The organism is Methanolobus sp. ZRKC5 (assembly GCF_038446525.1).
Taxonomy (GTDB): domain Archaea; phylum Halobacteriota; class Methanosarcinia; order Methanosarcinales; family Methanosarcinaceae; genus Methanolobus.
Window position 1 is genome coordinate 131900 of record NZ_CP151792.1, and the last position, 17628, is coordinate 149527.

Consider the following 17628-nt stretch of genomic DNA (forward strand, 5'->3'; position numbering starts at 1 on the left):
TTTTGACTTGAAAAGTCTATTCAAATTCCCTTATCTCCATTTTTAAAGTTTACTTTAAGAGCCTCTCCATGTCCTCTTCTACGGTGGTGCTCGGTGTTATGTTGAACTTCTCCACCAGTACATTGAGAACATTGGGTGAAATAAATGCTGGCAGCGTTGGACCAAGCGTAATATCCTGTATTTCAAGTCTCAGGAGGGTAAGCAACACAAGAATTGCCTTTTGTTCGTACCATGCGATATTGTAAGAGATAGGGGCTTCATTAACATCCGTGAATCCAAGTCTTGCCATAAGTCCCTGTGCAATAACAACCAGTGAAAATGAATCATTGCACTGTCCAGCATCCAGTACTCTTGGAATTCCATCAATCTCTCCAAGGTTGAGTTTATTGTAGCGATATTTTGCACATCCGGCGGTAAGTATGACAGTATCTTTAGGCAATGCCTCTGCGAAATCCGTGTAATACTGCCTGTCCTTATGGCGTCCGTCACAGCCTGCCATGACAATGAACTTCTTTATCTTACCGGCTTTGACAGCATCAACGATCTTGTCTGCATTAGATAGTACGGAATTGTAAGCAAAGCCTCCCATGATGCTACCTTCTTCCAGTTGTACCGGGGGTTCACAGGTCTTTGCCTTCTCAATAATGGCTGAGAAATCTTTCTTCCCGTCCTCAGCTACGATGTGTGTGACATCATCATAACCGACGGAACCTGTAGTATATAATCTGTCAATATAGCTCTTCTTTGGAGGGAGGATACAATTGCTCGTCAGTAATATTGGTCCGTTGAAACTCTCGAATTCCTGCTTCTGCCGCCACCATGAACCACCGTAGTTGCCTACCAGATGTTCGTACTTCTTAAATACCGGATATGAATTTGCAGGCAGCATCTCACCGTGAGTATAGATATCTACACCTGTCCCTTCTGTCTGATCGAGAAGCTGTTTCATGTCATTTAGATCATGTCCACTTATAAGGATTCCTGGATTGTCTCTTGTTCCAATATTGACCTCGGTAGGTTCCGGGTTTCCAAATGTTGCGGTATTTACCTTATCAAGGTCTGCCATTACATCGAAACCTTTTTCCCCACATTTCAGGACCAATGAGATCAGGTTCTTATCAGTCAGGCTGTCATTCGTGGTTGCCACAAGGCCTTCTTCTATAAATGAATTAACTTTTTTGTTGATATTTCCAAGCATCATGGCATGGTGTCCATATGCTGCAATTCCTTTGATACCAAAGATCAACAGTTCTCTTAATGACCTGATATCTTCGTTCTCTGTTGCAAGTATGCCGGTATCCCTATCCTTGAGGTTTTCCGGGCTCACAGTTGCTATCTCAGGCAGATCGTTCTCATCAAGTGCATTGTTATCCAGAAGTTTCTGCTTGATCTCACTTTGAATCCTGAATCCCTTGTCAATGCGATCCTGAATTCCGGTCACTCTGAAATCAGTATTCGTTATGGTTGCAAACAGTGCATCGAGCATAAAATCATCAGTGCTCTCTTCAGAAATACTTGCTTTTCTTGCTTTCTGGTTGTAGAATGCAACACTTTTAAGCACATAGATGAGATCATCCTGAAGATCTGCAACTTCCCCTTTTTTACCGCACATGCCGCTTTTTGTGCAGCCTTCCCCGTTCATTGTTTCTTCACACTGGTAGCAGAACATATTGTCACCTTCATTTTGTAGGTATGATGCGGAGGTATATCTATTTACTCTCAATTATCAGTGGGTTTTTGCATGAGATAACAACAGGTAAGAATGTTTTGGCTTACTATCTGCAAGTGCCTTTCAGATTCCTTCTCCTTAATCTGAGTTTTTATTTATCTCCATTTGTAACTATTCAGCCTACCACAATTAGCCTATTGATACTGATTTAATCAAAACGGAGATGTTTGCTCACTAACAACCTAAGAATCAAAAAAGCAATCAATGGCAACAATCAAAATTAATGATCCTAATAAAATGTAGGTCTCAACTTTTTGTCAAGATTGCTATTGATAGTGTTTTTATCAGGCTGAATAGTTACCTCCATTTTAACAATTGTCTACCTATATGCAGGTAGGTATTTATTATATGAGCATTATTCAAGTATTTATAAGAAAAAAGAAACATGTGGATCTATATGACAGATATGAACCCTACCAATCAACAAATACTCCATTATGCAAAGCACTTTTTGCAATGCAGGGGTTATAATGGATTCAGCTATAGGGATATTTCTCAGAAACTGGGAATAAAAAATGCTTCGATCCATCATTACTACCCAAAAAAAGAAGATCTGGTTGCTGCCTTGCTTGAAGAGAGAAGAAAGAACTTAGCTATGTCCATTGCACAAATGGTAGAAGCCGGAGGGTCTGCGCGTGAGCAACTTCAATATTATTTTGATTATGCATTACAGGAGTTTGAGGAAGGTAAAACAATCTGTCCCCCTGGCTCAGTGATCATAGATTTTGAAGAACTTCCAGAGGAAGTTAAAAAGCAAAATAAGTTGCTAATGGACGATATACTTGACTGGATCACCAATGTTCTAAGAACCGGCCTGGAAAAAGGGGAATTCAATTTTTCAGACTCTGCAGAAGCACAGGCTGAAGATGTATTTGTAACATTGATGGGAGCCAGACTGCTATCCAGCATTAAAGGTAGGAAAACACTTGTAAGATCGATTTCCTCGATCAAATACGGTCTTGGATGGAGGGATTGATTTTTTTATCCAGCCAGTGTCTACCTACATGCAGGTAGAATGGTTGTAAATATTACGTTATTTTGTAACTATTCAGCCTGGCACGATTTGCCTATTGGTACTGATTTCATCGAAATAGAGATGTCTGCTCACTAACAATCTAACAATCAAAAAAGCAATCAATAGCAACAATCAAAATAAATGATCCTAATGAAATTTACGTTTCAACTTTTTGTCAAGATTGTTATTGATAGCGTTTTTATCAGGCTGAATAGTTACGTTATTTTTTCCATAAAAAATGGAAACTAGTTAAATAAAGAAAATTGGAGGAAATTTGTAATGCCCGTTATGAGTATTATTTCATGTAAAATAATGCAGGATGAAATTGTCTGGCTTTTTACCAATGATCACGAAATTAATAAGATCATAATCGTACCTAACGAGAATATTTCTGAATTTACAGAAAAACTTAATGAACAGCATGTCTCTTATGACATTATACCTTTGGAAAAGATACCATCTATTCTTGGGGAAATGGATGAATGTGAATCAATTGTTATAGTTAATATTCTGGAACTTGGACTTCATGCAGTACCAAAAATACTTAAATCTGAGGTCTACCAGAGTATTAGAAAAATGATACCATTCTCCGATGGGATACTCCTTTTTTATGGTCTTTGTGGTAATGTTTTGGGTAAGGTAGAGGAGGATTTCTGCCTGGAAAAAGATGGCTGTATTGTCCGAATACTCAGAGACAGTGAAAGGATCGTGGATGACTGCATCGGGGCAACAGTAGGCGGTGGAGCTAACTATCTAAAACTGCTTAAAACACACAGTAAAGAACCTGCTTTCTTCTTCACTCCTATGTATGCCAGTTCATGGAAAGAACTTCTAAACTTTGATAAATATGATCCTGACCCTGAAAAAGCGTTCCAGATGGCAAAAATGGTCAATGATCTGGCAGGGTATTCAAGGGTTGCAAAGGTCAATACAGGACTGACATATGTAAAGGATATAGATACAAAAATTGAAGAATATGCCAATTTGTTTGGGTATAGTACTTTTGAGATCAGTGGTAATCAGGAAATATTCGAGAAATGCTATTTCTCAATAAAGGATGAAATAAAGAACAAAAGTATGTAAAAGATAATTATGCCTGTTTTAACAAGCGTATTCTTTTCAGATGATGTAGCATACGCTCTAAGAAATACAAAAGGGCACGTTAATGCTAAAAATAGCATTGGAATTAGAAAGAAAGCAAATAGCTTAATAGCATTAAAATATCAGAAAAGATAGTTATCGGCCTTAAAATTCTTGTTCAGAATAAAACCAATGATTATATAGGTATTATAGAGAAATAAAAGGAAAACCAAAAAATTGGTCTTCCGATTAGATGCTCAATTAGTTAGTAACTTAAGATTAAGCAACTTCGCCAAATGCGAACTTGCTCATTACTTTTGTTACTTTGATTGTTACTTCGTCGCCGACCTTTGTTTCAGGGACAAATACTACAAATCCGCTGACTCTTGCGATACCGTCGCCTTCTCTTGCGATATCTTCAATTGTCACATCATAAGTTTCCCCAGCTTCTACCGGAGCATCTGACTGCATTTTATTAAACAAATATTTCACGTCCTTATTGATTAGCTTAAAAAGTAATACATAATTTGGTTAAAATATGGAAAAACAGTAAATTTGAGTAAACAAATACTATCTGAACCTATAATTAGCAAACCAGTTTAAACCTCTAAAAGCACACTTAGTATACCAAGGATACTATATAAAGCTGTCCTCTGGTGCCTAAATATTTTGAATGAAATATATAATGTGTGTTGAAATTGGTGTTGATTGGAAGTACTGGAATGAGTTGACTAAGGGACTATACCTGAAGATTATGATTTTTGTGTTAGGGGAGATTAGTATAAGAGAGCAACAGAAGCAGGAGACAAGGTTAATGTCATGCTCAATTATGGTTATGCTCTGCTTGAGGCTGAATGCTTAAGAGCCATCAATGCTGTTGGTATGGATGTTCATGTAGGCTTTTTGCATGAGATGGCATCAGGTAAGAACAGTTTAGCTTATGATCTGCAAGAGCCTTTTAGATTCCTTGTTGATCTTACGGTTATCAGTCTTATTGAGTCTAAGAAGATGGATGATAAGGACTTTATCAGGACTGAGAGCTATTCACTCAGGTTGAAGCCTTCAGGAGCTAAGAAGGTTACTGAGGAGTTCAATAACTGGATGAATAAGAAGGTAGCTTACAAAAAACAATCTGTTATGTGGAGTTATGCTCTGTTATTGAAGACTAGGGAGCTTGATCAGTATCTTGTTGGCAAGAGAAAGACTCTTGATTTCAGTAAGCCTGTTTATAGTGTTGAGAGGCATGATTCAGAAGAGATTAGACAGAAGATACTAAGTATTTCTTACTCAGACTGGAAGAAGATGGGATTCTCAAAAGGTACACTCCACTACATGAAGAAAAATGCTGAAGCGGATAAGCAATTTACCTTAAACTCTCACGTTAGGGAAAGATTAGAGATGTGGGGAGGATGTTGACAAATTGAATAAAATTATATGTTGTATAAACACATCAAAGATTTGATTAATTTTAAACGTTTTTATTGAACAAGGTGGCTAGAATGCAACAAAATAATGTGCAAAAGATAGTGAAAATATTGCAAAAACATTCATTCACCATTGGTATTTTATTTGTACTTGGTGGGATATTTCTACTTTACCATGAAGTAATTACAGAAGCCTACCATTTTAGCTATACTAAAATGATAATTTATATGTAACTATTCAGCCTAGCTCACTTCCACCAAGCTGATTTCTTCATCCACGATCAATTCTGCAACTTTGGAACAAATGAATTGCCATAAAATATTGCACTAATTGCATCGATAACAGATTCAGAATTCTTATTAACAGTAGACACGTATCCTCTTATACGGCAGAAATTTTTTGCACCCTGTTTACTGCGGAAAGTACCTGATATCTTCTGCTGTACTTTCGTCATTCTGATATCTCTTTCAGCCTGATTGTTATCAAACGGAACGTTTTGGTCGTACATAAATCGCAAGATATCCTCTTTATGGCCAATAAACCTATCCAGCAAATTCTTTACCGTGGTCTGCTTCTTACGTCCTCGTTTTTTAGACCGCACATTTGATTCCGGATCAGGAGGATTTTCATTCACTCCTAAACAAGTTATGTGATCATAATCCTCACTGAACCTTTGAATTAGCTCAGTATCTAAAAGATCATTATCAACATGATGTTTAATGCATATCAAGAGATCACTCATTATCTTTGTCCACTGTTGATCACTGTTTTCGGAAGCTCCAGTTAACTCTCGTAATAAATGTGCATTACATAATGAATGTTGACATTCATATTTGTTGTACGGTTTCCAAAAATCATGTGTTGCAACACCAGTGTAACCTGGTAATATGCCCATAGCATCCATTGCTTCTGAGCCCCTTTTGCGATGTGCAAAATAATAGGTCAGTTTGTCTGTACCTGCCACATGAAGCCAATTACGAACTGCATTTATTCTCATTCCTGTTTCATCCAGATTGATGACAGGAGATTCTTTCAGGAGATGTTTCACTGTATTTTCAAAAGCTCCAAGCTTCTCAAAACAACTACGTTCCGTGTTCACCAAAGTAGCAGGACTTATCTTGCATCCCAAAATATCAGAGAACAACTTGGTAACACGCTGATAAGGAAGTAATTGGTAAGTGTGCAAATAAACTGCAAATGACTTAACTCGATGACCGTATTGAGTCGGCTGAGTTACACCATCTGGAAAAAGAGCTTTGTTTACATGAGAACATTTGGGACATGTTTTAATCTCGCAACGATGTTCAATGCAATTGATAGTTATAGGAGGAATGTCAAAGACCTGTCTTCTTTCATAGTCAGAGGGAACAGAAGCTAACGATCTCCCACAATTGACGCATTGATTAACAGGATGAACAATAACTTCATCCGGATCATCATTTATTCTTAATGTAGTACCAGGATGACCGTTTTGACCACCTACATGCTTATTGGTCTTTTTTCTTTGACTTTTAAGGGTTGGTTTATTCCGTGCATAAGAATCAGTAGAAGGTGGTTTGCTACTGTTGCGACTATTCTTTTCAAGCATTTCTTCCAAATGCCTGACACGCTCTTCAAGTTGTGCAATTTGGAGAGATTGATGTTCAATTATCCCAAGTAATCGAGTTACAAGTTCTACTACTGCTTCTGGACCAGCTTCATAAACTGCAAGTATTTCTTCGCGGTCTATACAAATCCCCTCAGATTGATAGACGTTTTTTATGATATTTTACTGAATATTTTTTAACACATAGAATGAAGCCATAGTATATTGTTTTTTGCATCATTAAAACAGTCAGGCTGAATAGTTACGTAATATATAACAAATTCCGGACCATGTTACAGATTCATAGTATACTTAACTGTTCTTAATATTGGGTACTCAACTATAATTCCACTACAAAACAGGACTGCAATTAACAAAAGGATCAATACATTAGTAAATTAGGAGACAGGATGTATTTCAATATTTATTCAATTCCTTTGTTCATTTCGTGTTTTATTGTCTGCATTCTTTTGTATTATATTGAAAAATACAAGGCTACCCCAGGTGCAAAATATTGTGCATTTCTTCTGATTTCCATAGCTTTTTATTCATTTTTTTATGCACTGGAAATATCGGCTACTGAAATCGACACATTTTTACTCTTTTATAAACTGGAATATATAGGAATTGCTATAATTCCTTTATTCTTCATGCTTTTTGCAATAACCTATAGTGGTAAAAAAGACCGTTTATCGAAACCTTTAGTAGCTGTGTTCCTAAGTATTCCGCTTGTAACTCTTTTGCTTGTATTTACTAATGAATATCATAGTTTGTTCCATAAGAGCTTTTATATAAATAATGATGGTCTGTTCCCTGTATTTGCTTATGAACCTGGTATATGGTACTGGGTACACTTTTCATATACTATTCTTTGTATCATTATTAGCTTAAGTTTTCTTTTTGGTATGCTGCAAGGAACCCTGCCCTTTTTCCGCAAACAGATTATTATTGTTATAATCGGGTCTTCAATACCCTTTTTAACCCTTTTGATCCATCTATTAGGAATGGCTCCCTGGGGTATTGACCCTGCTCCTTTTTCCCTCACGCTGAGTGCAATCATTATATATGTAGGGTTTACGCGATATAAGTTGTTTAACCTTGTTCCTTTGGCACGGGGTCTGCTTTTTGACAATCTCCTTGATAGTGTCATAGTTTTCGATAATGAACAGAGAGTAGTGGACTATAACAGTTCTGCTATGAAAAATCAATACATAAAAACAAAAAATGTAGGAGCACACATATCGGAATTACCAGAGCCATGGTGTAATCTTTTAAAAAGAGAAAACGATTCAAGCAGAAGAAGTGTAATTGAAATTAAGGAGAAGATTGCAGATTCTATGTTCTGGTTCAGTATCACATTTCTTCCACTTTATGATCACTATGGGAGTACAATAGGAAAAATGGTGGTCATAAATAATATCACTGAACGTAAGAATGCAGAGGAAGAGTTGCTTGAAGCTATTAATAAAGCTAATTATATGGTAGCTAAGGCAGAGATGGCTAATATTGCCAAAAGTGCTTTTCTGGCCAATATGAGTCATGAGCTACGGACACCTCTCAATTCGATAATTGGTTTTTCAGATATCCTTCTTGAGAACAGGATTGGAAGTCTCAATGAAAAACAAAGTAAGTATGTGAGTAATGTATCTAACAGTGGTAAGCATCTTCTCAACGTCATAAACGATATACTTGATATCTCTAAGATCGAAACTGGAAAAATGGAACTATTTGATGATAATGCATCAATTGATGAGGTTGTTGATGAAGTCTTAATGTCATGTTCTCCTCTTGCACTTACAAAGAAAATTGAGCTGCTGCAGAATAATGATTGTGATACAAAAACAATCAAAGCTGATAAGGTCAAGCTTAAACAGATATTATACAATTTTGTTAATAATGCTATAAAATTTACTCAAGACGGTGGCAAAGTAACTTTGAACATTAAATCAATTGATAAAAAAATCCGGTTTGAAATAATTGATACAGGAATGGGTATATCTAAAGAGGATCAGAGCAAGTTGTTTACAGTTTTTGGCCAGCTTGATACAGCAAATAATAGGATATATGAAGGAACAGGGCTTGGTCTGGCTATTGTAAAGAAGTTGGTAGAAATGCACAAAGGAACAGTTTGGGTTGAGAGTGAACTTGGCAAAGGATCCACCTTTGTTTTTGAAATACCAGTCGAATAATAGTAATATTAAGCAAGTTAGTAAGGTAATTATTAAAATCACACTTTTAGATATTAGTACAGATACTTTCAAAGACCCGATGTCCTCTTCTAACACAAAAACCCTAAATACAACTTTCTCCAAATAAAGAAAAGGAGATTGTTAAAATTGGTTTTATCCATAGTGATCCTTGTTCTATGCCTTGTAGGATTTGCAGCTATTCATAGCCTTTTGGCGAGCTTGCCAGTTAAACGTTTCATCAGAGGAGCCTTAGGGTCCAAAGCAGACGATTTGTATATGCCGGTATACAATCTTATCGCAGTGATAACTCTAATACCACTTGTCTATCTGCTCTATAAGAACCCAGGCCCGTTCTTATACATCGTCCCTTCTCCCTGGCGGTGGTTCATGGTAGGTGGACAGGTGATAGCTGCTATTGTTGGTCCAAGGGCTTTGCGGGATGCACCCCAAAGATTCAGGCTACGTGGGCAGTTATCCACACCAAATACCCCTGATGCAGCCCCTCTGGATATCCGGGGTGTTTACCGATGGATAAGGGATCCTTTCCTTTTCTCCGGACTGGTGATAATGGTGCTTACTCCTTTTATGACCGTCAATCTGCTCATCATGTACCTTCTGACAACCATATATCTGGTTATGGGATCCATGCACTGGGAAAGTAGGCTGGTGGCACAGTTTGGTGATGAATTCCGAGAGTATCAGAAAGAGGTTCACAGGATTATTCCACGCTTGAAAGGGTATAAGAAAAGCAGCAGAAAGTTATGATATGCTTTCAATATCCACTTTCCAGACAATCAAAAGTAGCTTTCGATAACACATTTTTTGCCAAAAAATATATACTGTTTATGTCTTATTAACAGACGATAGACATGATTCATGAAGAAAGTACTAAACTGTCTGAAAAGACTTTAAATCTTAAAAGAGCAATCGATTCTCTAAGAGAAGAGCTGGAAGCTGTAGACTGGTACAACCAGAGAGCAGATGCCTGCACCGATGAGAACCTGAAGAAGATCTTGATCCACAATGCAAATGAAGAGAAAGAACATGCAGCCATGCTTATAGAATGGCTCAGACAGAATGATGAGAATTTCGCCAAAGAACTTAAAGAATACCTTTTCAGCACAGAAAAAGATATAGCAAGCCTTGAAGAAGGCTAAATATATTTTTCTTCATTTTTTTATTTTTGTAATGAAGTTCTACTCAAACGAACTTTTTATATTCAATACATTGCATTTAATTCATATAACCTGTAATTAGAATCTTTCAAAATATCATATTTTTAATAAAGTAGTATTGGTAAAAGAATGTCAGTCACTCAAAATATAAAGACCATCATCAAAGAACTTGAAGGAATAAAACTTGTCTGTGTCACCAAGACAATCGACCCTGAGAGGATAAACGAATCCATCAGAGCCGGAGCCATTATTATTGGAGAAAACAGGGTTCAGGAGTTCGAAGAAAAGTATGAAGAGCTCCTGCCATGTGAAAGGCATCTTATAGGACATTTGCAGACAAACAAGGTTAAAAAAGCGGTTCAATTCTTTGATGTTATCCAGTCGGTCGATTCCTTAAAGTTGATACAGGATATTGATAGGAAAGCCAAAACTATTGACAAGATGCAGAAAGTATTCCTCCAGGTCAACATAGGTAACGAGCCACAGAAGTACGGATTTGGCTTGGATGAAATTGAACAGGTTATAAGTGAGATTAGGTTACTGAAAAATGTCCAAGTGGAAGGACTTATGTGCATACCACCTTTTGTATCTCCCGAGGAAACGCGTTCATATTTCAGGAGAATGAAAGTACTTTTTGATGAGTTGAAACAGGAAAACTCAAGTAATAGTGACAATATCGATTTCCAAGAACTATCAATGGGAATGTCCGGTGACTACAGGGTTGCTATTGAGGAAGGGGCTACCATGGTGCGTGTTGGTTCTGCGATATTTGGGGATAGGAAATACTGAATACAATGTTGTTTTTGCTAAAAATAGATAGTTATTCATTTTTGTACATCTGAAATTAGGTAATTATTTAGCAATTAAACTCACGGAAAAAACGATCAACTGGTATCAATTTACTAGATCATCTCCATTTTTATAAAGATACCACATTCCCCATAAGCCATAGATTATGATCAAAGGAAGGATTATTGAATATGAAACATACTTATCCGGGTTTAGATTCAGAATATCCCTTCCAATAAAAACAGTAGCCAGACTGACAATTGGCCAGTAAGCAGTAATTGCCAATGCTGCAAACATGGAGTAAAAACCCCATGATCTTCTTTTTAACAATCCGACTATTCCCAGAAACAACAGTGGAATATATAATATGGAGGATTTCGATATTCCCTCATTTTAGATCATTAAAGTATTCAAACTCAATTATATCCTCTCATTTTTTATCATTTTGTTTATTTCTCTTCATTAATCCTTATTTTGTAACTATTCAGCCTGATAAAAACGCTATCAATAACAATCTTGACAAAAAGTTGAAACGTAAATTTCATTAGGATCATTTATTTTGATTGTTGCTATTGATTGCTTTTTTGATTGTTAGATTGTTAGTGAGCAGACATCTCTATTTCGATGAAATCAGTACCAATAGGCAAATCGTGCCAGGCTGAATAGTTACCTTATTTTTAGTATAGCTTCCGCTATCCTAGATTATTCCTTTGGTTTTTAGTGTCCTCAATTGATGCAGATTAAAACAAAAAGCTGTCATCAACATTTTTGCATTCACTCTTTCTACAGTTGTAACAAGAACCTTTCTGGTTTTAAATATTTCTTTTGTCACTGCATACACTCTTTCGCAAGGGACTCTTTTCACACTTATTCTTTCATTTCTGAGGATATCCATTATTCCTAAAGGATGTCCTCTTACAGCTCGTTGCATTGTTGCTGCAAAACCTTTTGCTATTGCTCCAAAATATCCTTTATCTCTATACACCACTTCACCCTTTTCAGACAGATCAACCTGTGAATCGTGAAGTGATGCAGTTGTTGTCTCAAATCTTCTGATTAGTTCATAATCCTTATCAATAATTGTATGAAGTTTGTATCCAAAGTGAGATTTACCATTTTTCTTAGTCCAGGTTCCATCTTTGCTTCTTCTTGTTTTCGCATCTTTTCCTCTGAGTACATCTGCTTTTGCATGTCCTGGATCTGAGTGAATAAAAGTTGCATCCTGGATCATTCCTTTTTTAATCTTCAAACCAAGAGCATCAAGCTGATTCTGCATTTCATCCCACACCGCTTTTTCTTTACCATTGTCGATAATTCTCTTCCTGAATGACCAGACAGTTGTACTGTCTGGTACATATTCAGGAAATCCCAGGAATTTCCTAAAGGATATCCTGTCAATACACTGCTTTTCAAGCTCAGCATCAGAAAGACCATGCCATTGTTGCAGAACAAGCATCTTGAACATTACAATAACATCAGCTTCAGGCCGTCCGCCTGAAGCTGTTCTGTTTATGTACATTGACTCCAGAATAGGGCGAAAAGGCTTCCAATCTACTAAATATTCAATTTCAGCAAGCTTATCTCCGACAGATTGGAGACGCTTATATTCTTCATTTAAGGCAAAATCAGTAAAAGAATCCATAATAGTAAATTTGCTTTGCTATTATTTAAATTTTATTAAATTGTATGGGTATTGATGGTAGTTTCTCGAAATCCTCTATGGTATCTGCAAATGCAACTCCTTTAGCCCAGGATACACCAACTTCACCCACCTCTTCGGCAGATTCCTGTAATCCAAGTGACACCGTCAAGTCATAATCTATCAATGAGAATGTCTGACCTGTCAAAAATATTATCGTTAGTATTGTACTAATAATGATAAGAGTCCAAAAGCCAAACTTTTGTGTTCTACTTTGATCATTATTACTATCATTTTTATCCATTTGAGATTCAACTACTTGTAATACAACATGGTATCAATCATCAATCATCAATTATAATATTGAAAAATTGTTTTTGGTCGATATAAAAATTAGGAAACTATGTTTTGAATTATTTTCGTAACTTTTCAAGGTTGAAAACTGCACTAAATTATTCGAAAAAATTCAGAAGTCCGGAGCTAAAGGAAGGTAAGGAAGAAAAGATACTATAGGCAAATCTAATTCCATAGACTTAACGTAGAGACAATGCCATTTTTTTACCCGCTTCAAATGCTTTTTTAAGAATATCTCCGTCTTTTAAGACCTCACCTTTACTGAAATAGCCGGTAGCTTCAAACTTGTCAAATATCTCATAACCAAGGGCTTCAAGAGGCATTCCAAGAGCTTCAAGAGTAAATCCCATTTCTTCGGCTTTTACCTGCTCACAAACTGTAAAGACAAGTGCTTTTCGACCCTTGCCTGCAAGTTTGCTTGAATATGGACCCGGACGCTCCTCAGTAAAGTCGTAGAAAGGGTAAAGGCGGTCTATGAAGGTTTTCATTTCTGCCGTTACGTTGTAGTTATAAGTGGGAGAACCAAGGATAAGGCCTTTAGACTCCTCTATTTCAGGATAGAGAAGTTCCATTCCATCATGGAACTGGGTACAAGTTCCGGTTTTTCTGCATGCTTCACATCCAATGCAGGACTTAATACAATATTCTCTTAACATGACTTTTTTAGTTTCAGCTCCTGTTGATCTAGCCCCTTCTAAAAACTTGTCGAGCAAAATATCAGTATTCCCACCTTTTCGTGGACTTCCTCCAACTCCAATAATTTTAATCTTGTTCATCGTAGTCATTTTATGGCCTCAAATTATACCTGGGTCGACGGGTTAAATCAGTTTCTGAAAAGAGTTTCATATTTCTTATGGATCACGGAAACACAATCGAATATATGTGGGGATGATTTTTTAAGATATTGATTATTAAATAGAATGTTGATATAGCAATTTATTAAATGCTACGTCTAAGAGTTATATATAATTAGGGGGCAATCATGGAAAAAAATCAAAAGTATATAGTATTTGGTGCGGTTTTGATAATTTTATCGGCAATTATTTATTATTTCCATTACCTGATATTTCACGATCCTCATCACATTTTTATTTATCTTCTAGGAGATATTGCTTTTGTACCAATGGAAGTTTTGCTGATATCAATGATCATTCATCATTTCCTTAATGATATGGACAAGAAACACAGGTTTGAGAAACTCAATATGTTAATAGGAGTGTTTTTCAGTGAAGTTGGCACAAACCTTTTGGAATTCATATCGGATGCTGATCCGGAACTGGATAGTCATAGAGAGAAATTCATAGTTGAAGCAGACTGGTCCGATAAGGATTTCGATAATCTTATAAAATCGATGAACAAGATGGTTTATAATGTTGATACGGAAAAAATAGATTTTGAACATTTAAGCGCATTGTTGGTGGGTAAAAGGGAATTCCTCGTAAGAATGCTTGAAAATCCTACAATGTTTGAGCATGAAGAATTTACCGAACTCTTGAGAGCTGTTTTCCATCTGACAGAGGAACTAGATTGCAGAAATGAATTTTCATGCCTTCCAACGACAGATACACACCACTTAACAGGAGATATTACACGTGTATATGCACTACTTACACGGGAATGGCTGTCTTATATGAAACATACGAAGAAAAATTATCCATACCTGTTCTCTCTTGCGATCAGGACAAATCCATTTGATACAGAGAGCACACCAATTGTTACCTGATTTCTTTCATTGGATGGCAAGAGTGGTGAATTATTTTGTTTTGTGAGAAGACCATTTAATCTTCTCACATCAACTAAATTCAAGTTAATATCTCCATTCCTACAATCCAGAAAGCATCTATTCTTTTACTCTTTTTTTTTTAGCTGGTTTTTTCTGCCGCTTTTAACTAAGGCAAATCATTGTGAATTTACCTCCTCTAGAGCTAGAGAGAGTTGCTCAAGTATCTCCTCCAACTGATCGATCTCTTCTCCATACCCGGCCCAGTTACCTTCTGCAAGATACTCCTGTGCTTTGTCGTAATGATTCAGGGCTTCTTGTGCAAGTTCCCGTGCTGTTGCAGGTATATCAGGCTGGCCAGTTTCATCCTGCACATCGATTCTGCCTTCAACAAGCATTTGCAGTGATTCCTGCAGATCCTCACCCATAACAACCTTCTGTCCCGATGAGACCACAACTCTGCGTAGTTCCGGAATCTCGGACTCTTCGGCACTTATGAATATGGGCTCGGTGTACACTATAGAATTACCGATCGGCACCACCAGTAAATTACCTCTTATCACCCTGGAACCTGTCTGACCCCAGAGTGTCAGTTGCTCAGAAATATCCGGGTCCTGGTCGATTCTGGATTCTATCTGGGTAGGTCCGTAGATAAGTTCTCCCTTTGGCAGTTCATAATGTTTTATCTCTCCGTAATTCGGTTCATCGCATCTTGCTGCGATCCAGGCGATCATATTCTCCCTGTTTCTAGGTGTAAAGGGCTGTAGTAATACATATTCCAGTCCATCACCGTTGGGAAGTTTCGTGATCATGTAATAAGGTTCCATTTCAATACTGCTTCCCCGATAGACCTCATTTGGAATTTCCCACGCATCTTCTTTATTATAAAAAGTCTCAGCATCTTTCATGTGATAATTCTCGTACAGGTCCATCTGAACCTTAAAGAAATCTTTAGGATAGCGGATGTGTTTTTGCAGGTCTTCAGGCATCTCGCTGAAAGGTTTGAACAGATCAGGAAATATCTTTGAATAGGTAGTTACCACGGGTTCGTTTTCCATGATATAGAAGTCAACAGTTCCATCATAGGCATCTACAACCACCTTTACAGAATTTCGGATATAATTGATATCATAAAATTTTGTCCCATAATAGCTTTCAGAATATGGATACCTATCAGCCGTGGTATAGGCATCTATTATCCAGTATATCTTTCCGCCAGAAATAACAGGATACGGATCACTATCATATTCAAGGAACGGAGCTATCATTTGCGCTCTCTCTTCTATTTGTTGATGATACATCAACCGTGAATTATCATCTACGTATTCACTCAGGATGAATTTTAATTCACCAAAAGTGAATGCAAATATCATTCGTTTAACGAATGAATCAAGCATTATTCCACTTTTACCTTCATATTGTGTGAATACATTCTGTCCTCCTTTTGGATAGTCGAATTCCTCTTTTCCTGTATCTGCTATCTTATAGTCATTTGTGACCTCGCCATAGTAGATCCGTGGATTTTCGATATCGAATTCACCAGTAGGTGGAATATCCTGCAAAACAAATTCAGGTCTGCCGTCACTTGTCTTAGTACTTACCGGATTCATAACGATTCCAAAACCATGAGTATAGACCAGACGTTCATTTACCCATGTTTTAGCTTCAGGTGCCAGTTGCATGGTATCCAGTTCCCTGGCTGATATCATATACTGTTTGTAGCCATCGTCCATGTGGTACCGGTCGGTGTCAACATCATTGAACGTGTAATATGTTCTTATTTGCTGGAGTTGCTTGTAGGTTTGCTCAAGAGCCCGCCGGTCCCATATTCTTATGTTTTCAGTTATATGGGTATTATTTTCCAGTTCCGACAATGTCAGATCAGTATTCGCTTCAAACGGGCTTTCTTCAATATCCGATAAGTAAAAGGCCATTCTTGTATAATCTATATTATATTCCAGATACGGTTTTTCCAGCTGGATCTCGGTGGGTTCCACTTTGAATTGCTGATAAACATCAGGTACAAAAGAACTGGCCATGATGAACAGTATTAGCAGAACTATACTGGCAATTGGAATTTTTATGTTCTTCAGTTTTACATTTGCCAGTAAAGCGATAGCAGTCAGGAATGATAATATTGTCAGTATGTTGAATATTGGAAGCCTTATATGCACATCAGTATAGCCTGCACCTGATACTACTCCCTGCTGTGAGAACAATATCTCATATCTGTTAAGATAAAATCCAAATGCAATTAATACAAACAAGAATGCAAGAAGTGCTGATATATGAATAAGGACCTTAACAGGCAGTTCATCCAGTATATCCTTTACACTATTTGTCGGATACAGGAAATAAGATGATTCAGTATTATCCGCTTCAATTGTATCGGACTTGAATATAGATTCAAGCCTGATCATGTAAAGAATCAGAACCATTATGAGTGATATAACGGTCAGTGTCAGGAATATTCCTCTTATCATATGAATGAACGGGAGCTGGAATACGTAAAACCCTATATCGTTCATAAGAATAGGATCGTTAATGCCAAATGATGTGCTATTCAGATAGAAAAGAATTGTTTTCCAGTTACTGCTGAATGCAAGCCCAAAAACAAATGAAAATACTGTAATTATTATTAAAATAAACTGCGAATCGATATTATTATAGGCTATGTTTCTCTCAGCAAGGATCTTACGTATTGAATTCCCTGCAAATTTCGCATTTATGTACAGGAACGCAAAAGCAAGTATGAATCCAGGTATGATCGTAATCAGTTTCCATTGTAATATTGTTGTGAATACGGATGTATAGCCGATCATATCAAACCATAGATAATCAGTATAAAATCCCACAAGGGGACTTATACCTAAAAAAAATGCAAGAATTAAAAAAAAGAAAATTGTTCTTATATCTCTCATAATATTC

Annotated in this window: 17 protein-coding genes; 8 read left to right on the forward strand and 9 right to left on the reverse strand. The window is 36.9% G+C overall.

Translation table 11 applies throughout. The features are described 5' to 3' along the window. Positions 1 to 49: 49 nt before the first annotated feature. Positions 50 to 1669: a hydroxylamine reductase gene (gene hcp, locus WN948_RS00550; protein ID WP_342305019.1), complete on the reverse strand. Its 1620-nt coding sequence runs from the start codon at positions 1667 to 1669 to the stop codon at positions 50 to 52. Between the two features lie 457 nt (positions 1670 to 2126). Between hcp and WN948_RS00555 the strand changes: the two genes are divergently transcribed. Then, positions 2127 to 2705, forward strand: a complete 579-nt coding sequence (locus WN948_RS00555; RefSeq protein WP_342305020.1) for a TetR/AcrR family transcriptional regulator — start codon at positions 2127 to 2129, stop codon at positions 2703 to 2705. Positions 2706 to 3056: 351 nt separating this feature from the next. Then, positions 3057 to 3827: a DUF1638 domain-containing protein gene (locus tag WN948_RS00560; protein WP_342305021.1), complete on the forward strand. Its 771-nt coding sequence runs from the start codon at positions 3057 to 3059 to the stop codon at positions 3825 to 3827. A 276-nt stretch (positions 3828 to 4103) separates the two neighbouring features. Here WN948_RS00560 and WN948_RS00565 read toward each other — a convergent pair whose 3' ends face one another. Continuing rightward, positions 4104 to 4295 (reverse strand): TRAM domain-containing protein, encoded by a 192-nt coding sequence (locus WN948_RS00565; RefSeq protein ID WP_342306506.1) that lies wholly within the window; start codon positions 4293 to 4295, stop codon positions 4104 to 4106. Positions 4296 to 4643: 348 nt separating this feature from the next. Here WN948_RS00565 and cas1 point away from each other — a divergent pair, with 348 nt between their 5' ends. Continuing rightward, a complete protein-coding gene (cas1, locus tag WN948_RS00570; protein WP_342305022.1) occupies positions 4644 to 5240 on the forward strand; it encodes a CRISPR-associated endonuclease Cas1 in 597 nt (198 codons plus the stop codon). A gap of 289 nt (positions 5241 to 5529) precedes the next feature. On the opposite strand, the gene WN948_RS00575 is transcribed toward cas1, so the two are convergent. Beyond that, entirely contained in the window at positions 5530 to 6984 is a 1455-nt protein-coding gene (locus tag WN948_RS00575; protein WP_342306507.1) for an IS66 family transposase, read from the reverse strand. A 673-nt stretch (positions 6985 to 7657) separates the two neighbouring features. Further along, a complete protein-coding gene (locus tag WN948_RS00580) occupies positions 7658 to 7879 on the reverse strand; it encodes a hypothetical protein (RefSeq protein WP_342305023.1) in 222 nt (73 codons plus the stop codon). 43 nt (positions 7880 to 7922) lie between these two features. Here WN948_RS00580 and WN948_RS00585 point away from each other — a divergent pair, with 43 nt between their 5' ends. From WN948_RS00585 to WN948_RS00600, 4 genes are all read left to right on the forward strand, one after another. Next, positions 7923 to 9023 carry an ATP-binding protein gene (locus tag WN948_RS00585; protein ID WP_342305025.1) on the forward strand — a complete coding sequence of 367 codons (1101 nt, stop codon included), beginning with the start codon at positions 7923 to 7925 and terminating at the stop codon, positions 9021 to 9023. A gap of 276 nt (positions 9024 to 9299) precedes the next feature. Continuing rightward, on the forward strand, positions 9300 to 9788 hold the full coding sequence (locus WN948_RS00590) for an isoprenylcysteine carboxylmethyltransferase family protein (protein WP_342305027.1): 489 nt from the start codon (positions 9300 to 9302) through the stop codon (positions 9786 to 9788). A gap of 104 nt (positions 9789 to 9892) precedes the next feature. Further along, entirely contained in the window at positions 9893 to 10180 is a 288-nt protein-coding gene (locus WN948_RS00595) for a ferritin family protein (protein ID WP_342305028.1), read from the forward strand. 147 nt (positions 10181 to 10327) lie between these two features. Continuing rightward, complete coding sequence (locus tag WN948_RS00600) at positions 10328 to 10987, forward strand: YggS family pyridoxal phosphate-dependent enzyme (protein ID WP_342305029.1); 660 nt, start codon at positions 10328 to 10330, stop codon at positions 10985 to 10987. 105 nt (positions 10988 to 11092) lie between these two features. Here WN948_RS00600 and WN948_RS00605 read toward each other — a convergent pair whose 3' ends face one another. From WN948_RS00605 to WN948_RS00620, 4 genes are all read right to left on the reverse strand, one after another. Next, complete coding sequence (locus WN948_RS00605; protein WP_342305030.1) at positions 11093 to 11317, reverse strand: hypothetical protein; 225 nt, start codon at positions 11315 to 11317, stop codon at positions 11093 to 11095. Between the two features lie 367 nt (positions 11318 to 11684). Beyond that, the gene (locus tag WN948_RS00610; protein WP_342305031.1) at positions 11685 to 12629 is read right to left on the reverse strand and encodes an IS5 family transposase; all 945 of its coding nucleotides are present in this window, start codon (positions 12627 to 12629) and stop codon (positions 11685 to 11687) included. Between the two features lie 25 nt (positions 12630 to 12654). After that, the gene (locus WN948_RS00615) at positions 12655 to 12930 is read right to left on the reverse strand and encodes a hypothetical protein (protein ID WP_342305032.1); all 276 of its coding nucleotides are present in this window, start codon (positions 12928 to 12930) and stop codon (positions 12655 to 12657) included. A gap of 229 nt (positions 12931 to 13159) precedes the next feature. Further along, positions 13160 to 13765, reverse strand: a complete 606-nt coding sequence (locus WN948_RS00620) for a flavodoxin family protein (RefSeq protein WP_342305033.1) — start codon at positions 13763 to 13765, stop codon at positions 13160 to 13162. A 197-nt stretch (positions 13766 to 13962) separates the two neighbouring features. On the opposite strand from WN948_RS00620, the gene WN948_RS00625 reads away from it, so the two are divergent. Further along, positions 13963 to 14703: a hypothetical protein gene (locus tag WN948_RS00625; RefSeq protein WP_342305034.1), complete on the forward strand. Its 741-nt coding sequence runs from the start codon at positions 13963 to 13965 to the stop codon at positions 14701 to 14703. A gap of 176 nt (positions 14704 to 14879) precedes the next feature. Here WN948_RS00625 and WN948_RS00630 read toward each other — a convergent pair whose 3' ends face one another. Next, the gene (locus WN948_RS00630) at positions 14880 to 17621 is read right to left on the reverse strand and encodes a UPF0182 family protein (RefSeq protein WP_342305035.1); all 2742 of its coding nucleotides are present in this window, start codon (positions 17619 to 17621) and stop codon (positions 14880 to 14882) included. Between the last annotated feature and the right edge of the window lie 7 nt (positions 17622 to 17628).

Bases quoted from the DNA above. Each gene is read 5' to 3' on its own strand.
- hcp (WP_342305019.1), bottom strand. From the start codon at position 1,669: ATGTTCTGCTACCAGTGTGAAGAAACAATGAACGGGGAAGGCTGCACA.
- WN948_RS00555 (WP_342305020.1), top strand. From the start codon at position 2,127: ATGACAGATATGAACCCTACCAATCAACAAATACTCCATTATGCAAAG.
- WN948_RS00560 (WP_342305021.1), top strand. From the start codon at position 3,057: ATGCAGGATGAAATTGTCTGGCTTTTTACCAATGATCACGAAATTAAT.
- WN948_RS00565 (WP_342306506.1), bottom strand. From the start codon at position 4,295: ATGCAGTCAGATGCTCCGGTAGAAGCTGGGGAAACTTATGATGTGACA.
- cas1 (WP_342305022.1), top strand. From the start codon at position 4,644: ATGCTCAATTATGGTTATGCTCTGCTTGAGGCTGAATGCTTAAGAGCC.
- WN948_RS00590 (WP_342305027.1), top strand. From the start codon at position 9,300: ATGCCGGTATACAATCTTATCGCAGTGATAACTCTAATACCACTTGTC.
- WN948_RS00595 (WP_342305028.1), top strand. From the start codon at position 9,893: ATGATTCATGAAGAAAGTACTAAACTGTCTGAAAAGACTTTAAATCTT.
- WN948_RS00600 (WP_342305029.1), top strand. From the start codon at position 10,328: ATGTCAGTCACTCAAAATATAAAGACCATCATCAAAGAACTTGAAGGA.
- WN948_RS00610 (WP_342305031.1), bottom strand. From the start codon at position 12,629: ATGGATTCTTTTACTGATTTTGCCTTAAATGAAGAATATAAGCGTCTC.
- WN948_RS00615 (WP_342305032.1), bottom strand. From the start codon at position 12,930: ATGGATAAAAATGATAGTAATAATGATCAAAGTAGAACACAAAAGTTT.
- WN948_RS00620 (WP_342305033.1), bottom strand. From the start codon at position 13,765: ATGACTACGATGAACAAGATTAAAATTATTGGAGTTGGAGGAAGTCCA.
- WN948_RS00625 (WP_342305034.1), top strand. From the start codon at position 13,963: ATGGAAAAAAATCAAAAGTATATAGTATTTGGTGCGGTTTTGATAATT.
- WN948_RS00630 (WP_342305035.1), bottom strand. From the start codon at position 17,621: ATGAGAGATATAAGAACAATTTTCTTTTTTTTAATTCTTGCATTTTTT.